This window comes from Streptomyces sp. NBC_00203, from assembly GCF_045206325.1.
GTDB lineage: Bacteria > Actinomycetota > Actinomycetes > Streptomycetales > Streptomycetaceae > Streptomyces > Streptomyces lutosisoli.
In genome coordinates, this window is sequence record NZ_CP108126.1 from 10636750 (window position 1) to 10652091 (window position 15342).

The window sequence follows — 15342 nt, forward strand, 5'->3', positions numbered from 1 at the left end:
GAGGCGCTCCTCACCTATTTGACCAAGCATCGGACACCCGCAGTCGCGAAAGCGTGAGATTAGCTCAGAGAAGGCTACGGGGACTCGGACGGGTCCAAGGCCAGCTCTGCCCAGATGGTCTTGCCGGTGCCGGTGTGGCGCGTGCCCCATCCGCGACTGAGTTGTGCCACGAGCAGCAGGCCGCGACCGCCCTCGTCGTAGGTACGGGCACGCCGCAGGTGGGGCGCTGTGTTGCTGGCGTCCGAGACCTCGCAAATGAGGCGGCGGCCCCGGAGCAGGCGCAACTCGATGGGCGGTTCGGCGTGCCGGATCGCATTCGTGACCAGCTCACTCACCACCAGTTCGGTGACGAAGGATGCCTCCTGCGCGTTCCACGTCTCGAGTTGCGTGCTGACGAGTTTGCGCGCCTCGGCTACCACGGCGGGATCGGCTGGCAGGTCCCAGGTGGCGACATCCCGGGGGGCGAGCGTTTGGGTGCGGGCGACGAGCAGGGCGATGTCGTCGGCGGGGTCCTCGGGAGGCACGGTGGCGAGCACGAGGTCGCAAAGATCGTCCAGGGACGTCACGGGGCCGGCGAGGGCGCTGCGCAGACGCGCAGTCCCCTCGTCGATGTCCTGCTCGCGGGACTCGACCAACCCGTCGCTGTAGAGAGCGAGCAGGCTTCCCTCGGGGAGGGTGACCTCGATGGTTTCGAAGGGTAGCCCGCCCAGCCCCAACGGGGGACCGGCAGGTACGTCCAGGAAGTGCACGGCGCCCGCAGGGCTGACCACGGCGGGGACCGGGTGGCCCGCGCGGGACAGCGTGCAGACGCGGGAGACCGGGTCGTAGACCGCGTACAGGCAGGTGGCGCCGAGGCCGGTGGCCATCTCGGCGGCAGGGTCCCACGAAGCTCCGTCGGCGTCCGTGTCCGCCGAGAGCCGGATGACCAGGTCGTCGAGATGGGTGAGCAGTTCGTCGGGGGGAAGGTCGATGTCGGCGAGGGTTCGGACGGCGGTCCGCAGCCGCCCCATGATCGCCGACGCCTGAACGCCGTGCCCGACCACGTCGCCGACGACCAGGGCGACGCGGGCGCCGGACAGCGGGATCAGGTCGAACCAGTCCCCGCCCACCCCTGCCAGTGTGTCCGTCGGCAGGTACCGGAAGGCCGCCTCCACCGCGGGCTGAGCGGGCAGCCGCTGAGGGAGCAGGGCTGTTTGCAGCGCCAGTGCGGTCTCCCGCTCGCGAGCGTATCGGCGCGCGTTGTCGATGCAGACCGCGGCCCGGGCGGTGATCTCCTCGGCCAGTAGCAGATCGCCCTCGCTGAAGGACTCCGGCTGTTGGTGGCGCAGGAAGACGACAACGCCCAGGGTGTGGCCACGGGCCGTCAGCGGCACAGCCATGACGGAGTGGATGCCGAAGGTGCGGACCGACTCCTCCCGTCCGGGATGCCCCACCGACCAGTCGGCGGAGTCCGGGTCGAATTCGGCATGGAGCACGGCCCGGCCGGTGGTCAGGCATTCCGCCGTGGGGGAGCCCGCGGCGTAGCTGTCCACCTCGCCGGGGCGCAGCACCGCCTCGGCGATGCCTGGAAGCACAGACTGCTGGGCCACCCGGCGCAGCAGGAACGAGCCTTCCGCGGTCAGCCCGGACATCGCCGCTCCCGGTGGCGGCGTCTCGGCGCGCTCGACGTCCGGAAGGAGATCGACGGTGGCGAAGTCGGCGAACTCCGGGACGGCCACGTCGGCCAGTTCCTGGGCCGTGTGCGCGACGTTCAACGTACTCCCGATGCGGGTGCCGGCATCGTTCAGCAGTTGGAGCCGTTTGCGCGCCCAGTACTGTTCGGTCATGTCGTGGGCCGACAGCCCCACGCCGCGCAGTACGTCGTCCTCGTCCCGTATCGGGAACAGCGAGAGGGACCAGGCCTGCTTGCGGATCTCCCCGGCGACCTGTACCTCGACCTCCACGTCCTGGGGTTCACCGGTCTCCCGCACTTGCGCCATGCGCTGCTCGACCCTTGCGAAGTCGGGGTGGGCCACCAGCTCGGCATGCCGAAGCCCTCGCATCTCCGCTTCACTCAGATTCAGGGCGCGCTCGGCGTAGTGATTGGCCTGTCTCAGGCGCAGGTTCGTGTCGTACGTCTCCAGCGAGCAGCAGGACGTCTGGTAGAAGCTCCACGCGGGCAGCTTCTCCGTGTACTGGGCAGCACTGGCGCCGACGAGCGGGGACAACACCAGCCAGTCGGGGGCGCTGCCCTCCTCCCGCCGGTGGTGGGCGAGCAGACGGGCTTCCACTCGGTGCCCGTCCTGGTGCTGCAGCTGAACCGTGCCGTTCCACCTCGGCAGGGCCGACAGCTGACGCAGTGCCTCTGCGGAGATCTCTTCGTCGAGCAGGTCGGCGGCCGGTCTGCCGATGACCCGTGCAGACGCATAGCCGAGCAGTCGGCAAGCGCCCTCACTCCACTCAGCGATCATGCCGTGGTCGTCGACAACGGCACGCGCCGTGAGTGAGTCGTCGGACGTGTCGTCTGAGCTCGGCGGGTCGACGTCGTGGGTGTTTCGCCGTCCCTCCACCGTCTCACCTCCACCCGGAGTGCGCTTTCCGATCAGGTGTGCGTCTCTCGTTCTCTTGCATCCCATAGTGCTACGTTCCGGGTGTAACCTCCCGGCATGCACTCTTGGGCCAAGCCTGGGCCCCGGGTTCGTGCCTGTCACCTCTCACGGCGACAAGGGCACAGCATTAAAAACTGGTTACGATCCGCCTGTCGGTGGTGGCACTCGGTGCTGACGGCCACGTCGGGGTGAGGGTTTCTGCTGCTCCCAGTGAACCGGGACTCGATCGGACTCCTTCCCATGCGCAGGGAGAGTGCCGCACGGACGGGGTGGCGATCATGAAGTAGGCGAACACGGTGTTGGCTGGGCGGTACCGGCTGGAACTTCCTGGGCAGCGGAGGTATGGGACAGGTCTGGCGAGCGGCGGACCTCGATCTGGATCGGCCTCTCAGTGGCCGGGTGCCACCCAGCCTTTTTCCTTGGCGGCCTGCGGTAGTGCCCATGTTGAACCGCTACCGGGATTCATTCGCAGTGCTCGGGCCTTCAGGCCGGGGGTGAAGCGAATCTGATGGTGGCGACGCGGAGCGTCGCGGATTCTGGTCCGGCGGAGCCGGATGCCGCGTGTTCCCCGCCCGTGGCGCGGAGCGTCGCGAGGGCTGGTCGCGGCGGGGCCGGGCGGTGCTCACACGGGCTGGTTCTGTTGTTCGATGTACTGCCTGACCGCCGAGAGTGGGGCGCCGTCGACGGTGCCGGCGAAGTAGGACCCGGACCAGAGCTTGTTGGCGCGCCAGTAGTGCCGAACCACGCGGGCGGCGCGGCACCGCAACATCCACCTCTCAGACGCGCGGCGCATGGCCTGCATGGCTCCGAGCTTCCGCTCGACCCGTCCGGGTGCGTCGAGACCGTCGGCGAGCTGGCGGGCGATGATGCCCAACAGTCGCTGTTCGGCCTGCTCGTAGAGGCTGCGGGTACCGGCGGCGAGATCCTCGACCATCCCTGGCTGAATGGGCACCGATCACCCCCAAAGCTGAGACGTGCCTCGCTGGAACTGGCAAGCTCGCAGCGGCCCGCCAGGGCGAACCCGACCTGGTAGCGGCCGCCTGCCAAGCCGACGAGTCCGTCCCGCTGGACCTTGCGCTCGACCTCGAGCGGCTCGCCGGCGGCGAGGATGGCCGTGCCGCTCCGCGCCCTGGGCAGAGCGGCCGGGACGGGTTCGGGACCGGCCGGGCGGGCGCCGTAGCGCATGGTCAGGTAGGCGATGTCCTCCGGCCGCAGCCGGGACGGAACCGTGGTGACCAGGTGCCCGTCGAGGAGGAAGTGGACGCTGCGGTGGTTCGCCCAGACCGTCAGTGTCCTGCCTGCCAGTGCTTGGTGGATGCCGACTCGCTGCCGGCCGGTCACCAGGGTGATCTCGCCGCTGGGCGGCACCCGCACTTGGAACTCGACTGCGGTTCCCTGCGGCGGCAGGACGGGCGGTTCGACGACCTCGACGGCCAACTCCGGCTCGACGACTGCCTGTTCAGGATGCTCGTCATCGCGGTCAACCGCGGTGTGGGGCCGGAAGAGACTGATGGGGGTGGGCATGTCCAAGGCCTGGTGCGGGCGTTGGTGGTTGTAGGCGTGCACCCAGCCGTCGATCGCTTCCTGGGCCGCGGCCAGCGACTCGAACGGCACTACGTGATCGAGGAACTCCTCGCGCAGGGAGCGGTGAAATCTCTCGATCTTGCCCGTGGTGGTGGGCGAACGCGGCTTGGGCGGCCGCTGGGTGATGCCGTTCTCCCGGCAGATGCGCTCGAACAGCACCTCCACCGGCTGGGGGCGCGTATGACGGCCGGTGAACTGCTTGCCGTTGTCCGTCAGCACCTCGAAGGGCACCCCGTAGCGGCGCATCGCGGCGGTGAAGGCCGAGCACACAGCGCGGGCGCTGGGCACGGCCACGACGGATGCGATCACGACGAACCGGGAGTGGTCATCGATGCCGGTGACCATCTTGCACTCCCGCCCGTCGGCCAGCGGAACCCCTCCGACCAGGTCCATCTGCCACAGGTTCATCGGCGCCTCACGCTGCCACCGACGGTACTTGCGCGGATGCTGCTGTTCCTGGGCGCGGACCGGGCCGTCGCGGGACAGCACCCGGTGGACGGTGGCCCGTGACGGGGCCGACTCCAGCCCGTGACCGGCGAGTTCGTGACAGATCCGGCGGGCACCCCACCGGGGGTGCCGGCGACGCAGCTCGCAGATCTCGGCTTCAACCTCGGCCGACAGGCGCGTGGGGCTGTTCCGCGGCCGCCGGGAGCGATCCAGCAGGCCCGGCATGCCCTCCTGCTTGAACCGCCGTCGCCAGCTGCTCGGGCGGGCGGCCGAAGTCCAGGGCTCGGCCCCGGCGTTCGAAGCGCCAGGCCGCCAGGACCGGCTCGATCAACTCCCAGCGGGCATCGGACAGGTCACTCGGATACGGGCGTCGCTCACTCATGTCCTGGACGTACTGCCAGGAGGCGAGTGCGCCCAGGCGTGAAGTGTCGGCCGCGGAAGCACAGCGCAGAACAGGGCGTCCTGGGATGAGACAGGCGCGAGGCGCATCCCGCCTCAGCTACCACCCCACCCCACCCTGCCATCGAGGCTCGAAGCGCACCAACACCACAACCCCGCACATCAAAAAACGGGAATTAACATGACGTTGAAGATGAAAACGACCTCTCACACCAACCCAGCAAACCGTCAACCGCGCACTGTCCGCAGCCCGGGCACCCGTCGAACGCGGAGTCGCACGACTGAAGTCATGGCGTATCTTCCGCAGAGCCCGATGCAGCCCGAATCGAATGTCGTCAATCGCCGCCGCCGTCCTCACCCTGGAGCGGCAACGCTGAAAGAGCTCACTGCCTCCAGCAGTGCTGCGGTTGTCCATGCCCGAGATCGGCAGCCGCCGCGCTCTCCGCATCGAGGTCACCGACGCGGGGCCGGTACCTCAACGGCAGACGTCGCCCGACGGCCCCCACCCCGCCGAACACAAGGAGAACGGTCGCGGGAGTGGCTTCGTCGCGGCCCTCTCCACACGCCACGGAATATCCCGTCGCCCCGAGAGGACCACCCGATGGGCCGATCTCCACATGGAGACTTGACCACCCGCGGCCCAGCAGCCGCATATCCCTGAGGGGACGTCGCGGCCGGCACGAACCCCAGCATGCACCGCTGCGGCCTTGTACCGGGCTGAGCCAGCGGCAGCGCGGTGTGGCGGCTCCGATGTTCCTGGTTGCGGAGTCGCCGAGGAGCTGGATTCGATCAGCGACGGCCTGGTGGAGATGGCGAACCTGGCCGGCTCGGCAATCGGCCTGGCCACCACCGCCCTCCTGGATGCCGGTCGTACGCGGTGAGTTCTTCGCCGACCGGGGCGTAGTTGCCCGCAGGGTGGGGCCGGGCCTGTTGCGCGGAGGTCATCGGGCACCGGCCTTGGCCTGGACGTGGGCGACGTAGCGGACGGTGAAAATCATCGGGAGGGCGAAGCCGGCGACCTGGATGAGCGTGGCGGGGGTCGAGTGGGCGTTTCCGGCGTGCGCCAGGACGGCGAGCACGACAGCGGTCAGGGCGAAGGCCGCGGTCCACACGGCGGTGATGATGACGTTGGTCTGGATGAACGGCTTGAGCCCCCAGACCTCGCGCGGGGTGGTGCGCTTGGCGATGCCCAACGTGAACGGCTTGCCGATGGCCAGCGAGACCCCGGCGATGACCGCCAGTGTGCCCGCCGACAGCGCCGCCGAGTAGTCGTGCACACCCGAGTCCGGGTTGGCGAAGGCGATGACGGCCAGCACGGCGAAGAAGACCGCGGAGCCGATCTCGATGATCAGCGCGTCGAATCCGGCACCTGCCCGTATCTGCTGGACGATCACGGCCACTGCGACCACCAGGGCGGCCAGCGCCGCCCACTGCCAGCTCCCCGAGGGCAGCGCGGCGAAGACGATCCAGGGGAGGAAGGTGCGCAGGTAGGACATGACGTCTCCGCTTCAGCATTTTCGTTCCGACATGTCAAAACTAGAAGGTGTGATACTGACATGTCAATACTGGAATGTAGACTGTTGAACATGAGCCTTCGACATGCGCTGCTCGGGCTCCTCTCCGAGCGTCCCGCCAGCGGCTACGACCTGCTGAAACTGTTCGAGACGTCGCTGGCCACCGTCTGGCCCGCGACCCAGAGCCAGATCTATACCGAGCTGACCAAGCTGGCGGACACAGGGCTGATCAAGGTGGCATCCGAGGGTCCGCGAGGCCGCAAGGAGTACGCCCTCACCGACGAGGGACTGGCCGAGCTGCGGCACTGGCTGACCGAGACCAAGCCGCAGCGGAACACCCGCAGCGACATTCTCCTGCGGGTGTTCTTTCTCGGGGTGCTGACGCCCGAGCAGGCGCACGGCTACCTCACCGAGCTCATCGAGCTGTCCGATCAGGGGTACCAGAGTCTGCGCCGACTGGAGGAGTCCGTCGACTGGGATGACGGCAGTCTTTCGGTCTACGGCCGGATCGCCCTGGAGTACGGCCTGCGGTTCAACGCCATGCGCCGCGAGTGGGCCGAGTGGGCGGCCGGCCAGATCACCTGACGGCCGGCGGACCGGGGATCGCGTACGGGCCGAGTGATCGCCATCGTTCAGCGATCACTCCCGCTTCTTCGCGGAGTTCACGGCATGCGCAGTCGGGAGAAGTCCCGCCCGGTTCGCGTCGCCACCAGGGAAGAGGGAGCATTCGTGTCCGGGCGAAGACGGGCCACGAGGAGGGCATCTTCGGGTGCGAGGCGTTGATCGCCAATGTGCGGTGCCGGGTGGGTCGTTGGGCGGGACGGCGGCGATGATGATGTTCTCGGCCGGCCTCGGCTTGCGCTGGATGCGGTACCGGCGCAAGGCGGAAGGGTGTTCGAGAAGGCGGCGGCCAGGTCCACGGTGGCGGCCGCTGCGCCGCCGGGTGTCCTCAGCCGTCGTGCCTGCGGGCGATATAGACAGTGTTGGCCGCGGTCCCGCCCTGGAGCGGATTGTCGAAAGCGACCACGTGCGCAGCGGTCTCCGTGAAGACCTCCGCGAGCACCGAGCCGAACTCCTCGTCCGGCGGGTCGTTCGACCACAGCGCGAACACGCCCCCGGGATGGAGCAGTTCGGCCAGAGCGGTCAGACCGGCCGGGCGGTAGAGCGCGGCATGGCCGGGGTGCAGCACATGGCGCGGTGAGTGGTCGACGTCCAGCAGGATCGCGTGGAAACGGCGGCCAGGAGTCTCGGGGTCCAGACCGCACGGAGCCGCACCGGCGGCGCCGCCGGCCGTGCTCCCCGCAGGCACCGGTCCGCCCGCCGCCGCGCTCCCCGCAGCCATCGCGAAGAAGTCCCCGCGCACCAGCCGGCACCTGGGGTCCGACGCCAGTCCCGCGCCCAGCGGTACGAGCCCGCGCCGGTGCCAGTCGATCACCTCGGCCAGGGCGTCGACGACGATCAGCGAGCGCACCCGCGGATCGTCCAGTGCCGTCCGGGCCGTGTAACCGAGGCCGAGTCCGCCCACGGCGACATCGAGCGGGCTGTCGGGCAGCTCCGCCAGGCCGAGCCGGGCCAGCTCGACCTCCCCCGCGGTGAAGAGGCTGGACATCAGGTACTCGTCGCCGAGCTTCACCTCGTACACGTCCTCCCCCGACACGGGGTCCCGCCGACGCCGCAGGCTGATCTCGCCCATGGGCGTCGCCCGCCAGTCGATCTCCTCGAAACGTGCACTCATCCGGTGTCCTTCTTCGCGTCCTTGTCCGCTGCCGCGGGCGGGTTGAGGTGCGCCGCAGGAAGGCACCGTACGGGCCGGGGCGAGGCCCGATGCCCTGCAGGGTCCCACACGGAGTACTTCCGGCGGGGCGATCGCGCGGCCGTACACCGCCGCATCCAGCAGCGCAGCCTGAATTCCAAGGCGGTGCTCACTCTGACGAGTTCAGGGCGAAGGCATGAAGCCGGCGGACCAGTGCGGCGCAGCCGCCAGCGGTAGATCATGTTGTCGACGACGATGCGCCGTGCTCCCATACGGCCCAGTGCCGTGACTCCTCCTATAGATGTTGGCGAGTCCTGTAGACGTTGGCGAGCGACTCGGCGGATGTGGTGCCAGTGCCGTCCCGGACAACGTAAGAAGCACTGCCGCCCGCAGGGACACCACTCAGACGTTCGCCCAGGTCAGCCGCACGGTAGGCCGCCTGATCGAACTCCTCAAGCGGGTGTCGCAGCTTCGAATCCTGCCGGGGCACACAACTAAAGGGCCCGTCCAGGAGGTACCCCCTCCCAGGCCGGCCCTTCGCCGTTTCAGACGCCGTGCCACATGCGTGCCGCTCCAAGCCCCGATCGACGCGGTCACTACGGGACACGGCCTTGATCTCTACTGCCGGGTTTGCCGAACTGCCGGTGACGCCGCCACGCCAAGCCGATGGATAACGCCCCAGTGGTAACGAAGGGTTAGCTGACGCCACATACGGTTGATCGGGTACGAAAGGCTCCCCATGGCGGATGAAATGGCCTAAATTATTCCGATTAGTATGAATAGGCGTGTGTGGATCGCTGCAGGTCCACATCCGATCACATGCGGTCCAGCGGGCACCCCAGCGGTGAGCGGAGGCGACAGTCGGCAGTGGTGAATACCAGAGGCGGCGAAGCGGACAACACCGGCCCGTCCATACCCCACGTCCCCCATCCGCTGCACCAACCGCAGGGCCTGCGGACCATACAGACCGTACGGCCCTTGAAGCGACACCGCGTGCGGATGCGGCTGCTCGACGCCGTGGACGAGGACCGGCGCGATGTCGAAGTGCTGCTGACCGCGCTCCAGCAGGTGGTAGCCGAGGTGCACGGCCTGGGCGGCATGGTGCATCTCCCGGGTGGCGGCATGAGCGGCATCCTCTACCTGGTCGCCGACAGTGGCCTGCCGGAGTCGATGACCCGGCCCTGGCTGATCATCCCGGCACGGGGAACTGCGCCGCCCAGCGGGGCCGCCCGCAACGACACCACCACCTGGCAGCGCGACCTGGCCCCGCCCGACCCGGTGCCAGGCCGGGACCCGGCCGCCCTGTGGCCTTCCCGACTCCCCGCCGGCATCGGTCACCTGGCCGTCCCCATTCCGAGTCGTGGCCGGCGACGCGGCGCGCTCTCCGTTCTCTTCGCCCCGGGCGCCGAGCCCGACGCGTCGGAGCGCGCGTTTCTGAACGAGGTGGCGGCCTGGATGTCCAGGAGGCTCAAGTCGTCCGGGATCCTCAATCCGTCCCCCACCCTGATGCGCGCCTTGGAGAACGGTCCAGAACCGCGGGAGGCCGCCCCCCTGTGCGACGCGGAAGGGACGCCCTCCGTCACGTACACCTGGGACCTGCTCACCGGCGAGCTGACCTCCGACCGGCCCGTCGTGGAGGCGCTGACCGGCATCGATCCGGAGGTGATGAGCGGCGGCATCGAGGCGTGGGCGGCGCTGATCCACCCGGACGACCTGCCAGCGGCGGTAGCCGGCTTCGACACGGGCATCCAGCTGCGCGGCGGCTTCCAGAACGAGTACCGGATCCGGCGCCAGGACGGCACGTACCTCTGGATCGAGGCCCGTGCCCGGACGATCACGGACGAAGAGGGGACGCCGGTGAAGGTGATCGGCACCCTCCGGGACAGCAGCGAAACGCATACCGCCGCCGAGTCGGTAGGGCGGGCGCTGCGACACATGAGCGACGGCTTCGTCTCCCTGGACACGGACTGGCGCATCGGATTTCTCAATCAGGCCGCCGAGCGGCTCTTCGGTGCCGCGGCAGATGTGGCCGGAGCCCTGCTCTGGGACATTCCCGCGGTACGTGCCGTACCGGGGCTGGAACAACGGTGCCGGGCCACGGCGGCCGAGGGCCAGCCGGCCGGATTCGACGTACCGGGGCCGGACGGGACGTCCTGGTACCACCTGCGGCTGGTGCCGGTGCCGGAAGGCCTCACGCTCTACATCACCGACACCACCGAGCGGCATCTGCTGGAGGCCGAGCGGGCCGCCGCGGAGCGGGCGGCCGCGGAGCGGGCGGCCCTGGTGCAGCGGATCACGCGGGAGCTGGCCGAGGCAGTCACGGCCCAGGATGTGATGGCGGCGGTGGCCGACGGCGTGATGACACCCCTCGGGGCCACCGGACTCATCATGCTCGGCGTGGTCGGCGACCGGGTGACCGTGATCGGCTCCCGAGGCCATTCAGAGCGCTTCACCCGGCTGATGGACGGGCAGTGGACAGTGAGGGACGCCACGAACCCGGTGGGGGACGCCCTGCGCACCCGCACCCCCCTCTGCATCTCCTCCCCGGAGGAGTACCTGAAGCGTTACCCGCGGGCCGAGACCCTGATCCGGGAGGGCGGCAAGCAGGCGTGGGCCTTTCTGCCGCTGGCGGTATCGGGGCGCGGGATCGGCGCGGCGGTGATCTCCTTCGGCCGACCGCGGGTGCTGGACGATGACGAACGAACGCTGCTGACCGCGCTCAGCGGACTGATCGCGCAGTCCCTGGAGCGGGCCGGGCTCTACGACGAGGCGACGACCCGGGCCCGTACGCTCCAGCACAGCCTGTTGCCGCAGGCACTGCCCAAGCTGCCCGAGGTGACGGCGGCGGCGCGCTACCAGTCGGCCAAGCAGGGAGCCGACGTCGGCGGCGACTGGTACGACGTGATCCCGCTCTCCGCGGCCCGGGTGGCGCTCGTGATCGGCGACGTCATGGGCCACGGCATGGCCGAGGCCGCCATCATGGGCAGGCTCCGCACGGCCGTCCGCACCCTCTCGGAGCTGGAGCTGCCGCCCGACGAAATCCTCGGCCACCTCAACGACATCGTCGGCGAGCTGGGCACCGATGCCTTCGTCACCTGCCTGTACGGCATCTACGACCCGGTGACCCGGCGTCTGTCGTACGCCAGCGCCGGTCAGCCGCCCCCGGCGGTGGCCCACCCCGACGGCACCGTCACGTTCCTGGCCATGACTCCGGACCCGCCACTGGGGGTGGCCGCTCCACCCTTCGAAACCCTCGAGACCCTGCTGCCCGCCGACAGCCTGCTCGCCCTCTACAGCGATGGCCTGGTCGGGAGCAAGGACAGGGATGTCACCACCGGCATGAGCCACCTCGCCGAGCTCCTCGTTCAGTCCGTGAACGCCATGCCGACCTCATCGGCGGACGCGTCCGACCTGGACGCCCTCTGCGCCACCCTCACCTCCGCTCTCCTCCCCGCCCACGGCGCGCTGATAGACGACGCAGCCCTGCTGCTGGCCCGCACCCACCCGCTGGACGCGGAAAACGTCGCCGACTGGCCATTGCCGGAGGACCCGGTGGCGGCGGGCCAGGCCCGGGAGCTGATCCGCGCCCAGCTCACCGCCTGGGACCTGGCCGATGAGGACCTCATCATGACCACCGAACTCCTGGTCAGCGAGCTGGTCGGGAACGTCGTCCGGCACGCCTGCGGACCCATCCGGCTGCGCATGCTCCGCAGCCGCGCACTGATCTGCGAGGTCTCCGACGCCAGCCTGACCACCCCGCACATCCGCCACGCCTCCGCCACCGACGAGGGCGGCCGCGGCCTCCAGCTCGTCTCCGCACTCTGCCAGCGCTGGGGCACCCGCCACACCCTCACCGGCAAGACCATCTGGACCGAACAGCCCCTCCCACCGCCTCGGTTCTCTTTTTAAGAGCGCACGTCAGCAACCACGCCAGACACAGGGGTCGGCCACGGTCAACGAAGGTGTCCTACAGTCGCGTTGCTGTCCGCCTCACCAGGTATCGATGCCCCAGGCCAGCGGATGGAGTCTCAGAAGCCGTATCTCACCCGATCTTGGAACGCGTGGATCGAACGGAATTCCTGGTCGGGTGATCTTCCGGCGGTGCGCGCATGAAAGCAGGGCCTCCTGGTAGCTCGGGGGTGCGACCCCATTCCGAGCGGTTCCCGGAGGCCCTGTTGTCGTTGTTGTACGCGCCCGAGCCCGTTGACTTCAACTCGCCCGCCGTGTCGTGCGATTGCCTCGCGCACGTGTACGGCAATGCGGCCGATCATCCCGATCGGGTGCGCCGGTATCCGTCGGACATGACGGACGCGGAGTGGGCGGCCATCCGGTCGTTGCTGCCGGTACCGGCCTGGCTTCAAGGGCGGGGCGGACAGCCCGAGGGCTACTGTCACCGGCAGCTGCTGGACGCGATCCGTTACCTGGTCGCGGGCGGGATCTCGTGGCGGGCGATGCCCGCGGACTTCCCCGCCTGGGCTCGGGTTTACGCCTTCTTCCGCCGCTGGCGCGAGCACGGGCTGATCGCCGAGTTCCACGACCGGCTGCGCGGGAAGGTCCGTGAGTGCGAGGGCCGCGAGGCCGAGCCCAAGGCGGGGATCATCGACGCGCAGTCGGTGCGGGCCGCCGCGACAGTGCCGGCCGCCTCACGCGGCTACGACGGCGGGAAGAAGGTGCCGGGCCGCAAACGGCACATCGTGACCGACACCCTCGGTCTGCTCCTGGTCGTCGCGGTCACCGCCGCGAACATCGGAGACCGGGACGCCGCGGCGGGCCTGCTGACCCGGCTGCGCCGCCTGCACCGCGGCATCACCCTCGTCTGGGCCGACGGCGGATACATCGGCGGCCTCTTCGGCTGGTGCCGGGACAAGCTCGCTCTGACGTTGGAGATCGTCAAGCGCACCGACGACATGACAGGGTTCGTGGTGCTCCCCAGGCGGTGGGTGGCAGAGCGCACGTTCGCGTGGCTGATGAACTCCCGCCGTCTGGCCCGGGACTACGAGACCCTGCCCGCCACCAGTGAGGCGATGATCCGGTGGTCGATGGTCACGCGGATGAGCCGGCGTCTGGCGCGGCGACGGGCCGCCGGCCGGCACTGAATGCCCCGACGCCTCCAAGAGGAGCCACCCGCGCTCCGCCAGGCGCCGGGCTTTGGACCGCGCCCCCTCGACCTTCGTCGGCGTCGCCCCAAGGCCCAGCTCCACCGCGATCTCCTTGGCCCGAAGCGGCCCGTGACCTGTGGATCGCTGCTGTTCCAGCACGCCCAGAATCCGCTGATAGTCCGGCGCCAGAACCGTCACCGGCAGCCCTTCCCGCCAGGGCGGCACCGTCGAGCCCGGCACCGGCGCGAGCGACGGCACCGCTTCCTCCTCAGCCTCGGTCCCGGTCACGGCAGTGGATTCGGCCGCAGAGACGGCCAGGGCCTCGACCAGTTCCTCCCGCGCGATCACCCGCCGGTCCAGTTCGATCTCCGCGGCCTCCAGCACCTCGGCCAGCCGCGCGACCTCCTCCCGCAGACCCTCCACCCGCACCCGGCAGCCGCCTCCCGCTCCTCCAGCATTCCCAGCACCGACGCCACCGCGCACCCCCCGGTCACGAAGCGGACACAAGACGCCGGATGCCTCCCTCACCCCGAGCGAAACCATGCCTGACCAGCACGAATCAAACGATCACGTTCGGTTGAGATACGGCTTCTTATGGCAGACCATGACCGGGCTGGATCAGCGCCGGGAACGCGCCCGCAGGAAGGAACGCGTCCGACGGCGGGCCATGATGGCTCTGATCGCAGCTGGAGCGTTCGTGCTGTTCGTGGGGCTGCCCTGGCTGATCTGGCTCGGCCCCTACGTCATCGACGCCAAGTACATCGACCGGGGCGAGCTGGCCAAGGGGTCAGCGGCTCTCGTGACCGGCCTGCGTACCGCCGTCGTCGCGTTCACCGCTGCGCTCGGCGCCGGGATCGCTCTGCTGTACACCGCCCGCACCTACCGGCTCACCCGGCGCGGACAGATCACCGACCGTTTCACCAAAGCCCTCGAACGACTCGGCTCACCCGAAATCTACGTACGCATCGGCGGCATCCTCGCCCTCGAACAGATCGTGCAGGACGCCCCCGAACAAGCCGCCACCGACGCCGCCCGCGTCCTGGGCCACTTCATCCGCCACCGCGCCCCCAAGACCGAGACGGTTGGGACGTCGCTCCTACGGCGTAGAGCAGCCGCGCTCGCGGATGGGCCTCTACCGCACCGTCCTGGCCGAGGGGCAGCGCCAGGACCTGGTCGCCTTCCTGAACCGGGATCTGCTGCTCGGGCAGTGGCCGGTGCTGCGCACTCTGATCAGCCGGCCGCTGCGGGAGGCCTGGGTAGCCGCCTTCCCCGAGCTGGCCGCTGTCCGGAGTGTGCCGGCCGCGTGAACCTGACCAACCTGCACCGCCGGCTCCTTGCCGATGTCCTCGCGATCGGCACCAGGTACCCCTTGGTGATCACAGGCGGTTATGCCGTCCGGGCCCACGGCCTGGCAGACCGCCTCAGCCAGGACCTCGACGTAGCCACCGAGAATCCCGCCTCGATCGCCGAGATCGTCGCCGTGGTCAGCGACGGCCTCGCCACCCGTGGCTGGAGCGTCCGCCAGATCGAGACGGGCGCCCTCTCCGGTCGTCTCATCGCAACCGACCCGCAATCCGGGGAGGAATGCGAGGTGGACGTCCTCAAAGAGGCATTCTGGGGTCCGCCCGCCGAGACCGAGTACGGACCGGTGCTGGCCCTCGACGACGTGATCGGCACCAAGGTCCGCGCGCTCGCGGACCGCGGCGCGGTCCGTGACCTCATCGACGTCCACGCCGCCTCCCAGCACCGCACCACCGCCGACCTCGAAACGCTCGGGCGCCGCCACGCACGCTTCGAGTTCAGCCTCCAGGACCTGCGCGACCGTCTCAACGGTGCCGAAGTGTCGGCCGCCCGCAGGGACTGCGAGTCGACGATCACCGCCGTCGGCGTGCGGCTGCAGGCGTACACTACTGGGCAAATGGCCTCTTATTTGTTTTAATCTTACAATTCGGGCAGGA

Annotated in this window: 9 protein-coding genes and 5 pseudogenes; 7 read left to right on the top strand and 7 right to left on the bottom strand. The window is 69.4% G+C overall.

Going from position 1 to position 15342, the window contains the following annotated elements:
* Positions 1-74: 74 nt before the first annotated feature.
* From OG975_RS47175 to OG975_RS47190, 4 genes and pseudogenes are all read right to left on the bottom strand, one after another.
* Positions 75-2549: a SpoIIE family protein phosphatase gene (locus OG975_RS47175; RefSeq protein WP_406335975.1), complete on the bottom strand. Its 2475-nt coding sequence runs from the start codon at positions 2547-2549 to the stop codon at positions 75-77.
* A gap of 661 nt (positions 2550-3210) precedes the next feature.
* Positions 3211-3522, bottom strand: coding sequence for a transposase (locus OG975_RS47180; RefSeq protein WP_406336763.1), 312 nt, complete (start codon positions 3520-3522; stop codon positions 3211-3213).
* 584 nt (positions 3523-4106) lie between these two features.
* Positions 4107-4862: pseudogene (locus OG975_RS47185) on the bottom strand (IS481 family transposase); the annotation flags it as partial.
* Between the two features lie 40 nt (positions 4863-4902).
* Positions 4903-5001 (bottom strand): annotated as a pseudogene (locus tag OG975_RS47190) (IS5/IS1182 family transposase); the annotation flags it as partial.
* A gap of 223 nt (positions 5002-5224) precedes the next feature.
* Between OG975_RS47190 and OG975_RS47195 the strand changes: the two are divergent.
* Both OG975_RS47195 and OG975_RS47200 read left to right on the top strand, forming a co-directional pair.
* Positions 5225-5395 (top strand): annotated as a pseudogene (locus OG975_RS47195) (transposase family protein); the annotation flags it as partial.
* 402 nt (positions 5396-5797) lie between these two features.
* Positions 5798-5884 (top strand): annotated as a pseudogene (locus OG975_RS47200) (phosphate transport system regulatory protein PhoU); the annotation flags it as partial.
* A 75-nt stretch (positions 5885-5959) separates the two neighbouring features.
* Here OG975_RS47200 and OG975_RS47205 read toward each other — a convergent pair.
* Positions 5960-6514 carry a hypothetical protein gene (locus tag OG975_RS47205; protein WP_406335976.1) on the bottom strand — a complete coding sequence of 185 codons (555 nt, stop codon included), beginning with the start codon at positions 6512-6514 and terminating at the stop codon, positions 5960-5962.
* 90 nt (positions 6515-6604) lie between these two features.
* Between OG975_RS47205 and OG975_RS47210 the strand changes: the two genes are divergently transcribed.
* Positions 6605-7117, top strand: coding sequence for a PadR family transcriptional regulator (locus tag OG975_RS47210; protein WP_406335977.1), 513 nt, complete (start codon positions 6605-6607; stop codon positions 7115-7117).
* Here OG975_RS47210 and OG975_RS47215 read toward each other — a convergent pair.
* Positions 7110-7295, bottom strand: coding sequence for an NUDIX domain-containing protein (locus tag OG975_RS47215; protein ID WP_406335978.1), 186 nt, complete (start codon positions 7293-7295; stop codon positions 7110-7112). The two genes, OG975_RS47210 and OG975_RS47215, sit on opposite strands and share 8 nt — an antisense overlap.
* 186 nt (positions 7296-7481) lie before the next feature.
* Positions 7482-8267: a spermidine synthase gene (locus OG975_RS47220; protein ID WP_406335979.1), complete on the bottom strand. Its 786-nt coding sequence runs from the start codon at positions 8265-8267 to the stop codon at positions 7482-7484.
* A gap of 996 nt (positions 8268-9263) precedes the next feature.
* Here OG975_RS47220 and OG975_RS47225 point away from each other — a divergent pair.
* The 4 genes and pseudogenes from OG975_RS47225 to OG975_RS47240 all read left to right on the top strand — a co-directional run bounded on the left by OG975_RS47225 (position 9264) and on the right by OG975_RS47240 (position 15323).
* The gene (locus OG975_RS47225) at positions 9264-12194 is read left to right on the top strand and encodes a SpoIIE family protein phosphatase (RefSeq protein ID WP_406335980.1); all 2931 of its coding nucleotides are present in this window, start codon (positions 9264-9266) and stop codon (positions 12192-12194) included.
* 392 nt (positions 12195-12586) lie between these two features.
* Positions 12587-13381: an IS5 family transposase gene (locus OG975_RS47230; protein WP_406335981.1), complete on the top strand. Its 795-nt coding sequence runs from the start codon at positions 12587-12589 to the stop codon at positions 13379-13381.
* A gap of 1088 nt (positions 13382-14469) precedes the next feature.
* Positions 14470-14691, top strand: a pseudogene (locus OG975_RS47235) (hypothetical protein); the annotation flags it as partial.
* Positions 14688-15323 (top strand): nucleotidyl transferase AbiEii/AbiGii toxin family protein, encoded by a 636-nt coding sequence (locus OG975_RS47240; protein ID WP_406335982.1) that lies wholly within the window; start codon positions 14688-14690, stop codon positions 15321-15323. The pseudogene OG975_RS47235 and the gene OG975_RS47240, both read left to right, overlap by 4 nt.
* The last annotated feature ends 19 nt before the right edge of the window (positions 15324-15342 follow it).

Bases quoted from the DNA above. Each gene is read 5' to 3' on its own strand.
- OG975_RS47230 (WP_406335981.1), top strand. From the start codon at position 12,587: ATGACGGACGCGGAGTGGGCGGCCATCCGGTCGTTGCTGCCGGTACCG.
- OG975_RS47205 (WP_406335976.1), bottom strand. From the start codon at position 6,514: ATGTCCTACCTGCGCACCTTCCTCCCCTGGATCGTCTTCGCCGCGCTG.
- OG975_RS47180 (WP_406336763.1), bottom strand. From the start codon at position 3,522: ATGGTCGAGGATCTCGCCGCCGGTACCCGCAGCCTCTACGAGCAGGCC.
- OG975_RS47220 (WP_406335979.1), bottom strand. From the start codon at position 8,267: ATGAGTGCACGTTTCGAGGAGATCGACTGGCGGGCGACGCCCATGGGC.
- OG975_RS47210 (WP_406335977.1), top strand. From the start codon at position 6,605: ATGAGCCTTCGACATGCGCTGCTCGGGCTCCTCTCCGAGCGTCCCGCC.
- OG975_RS47215 (WP_406335978.1), bottom strand. From the start codon at position 7,295: ATGCCCTCCTCGTGGCCCGTCTTCGCCCGGACACGAATGCTCCCTCTT.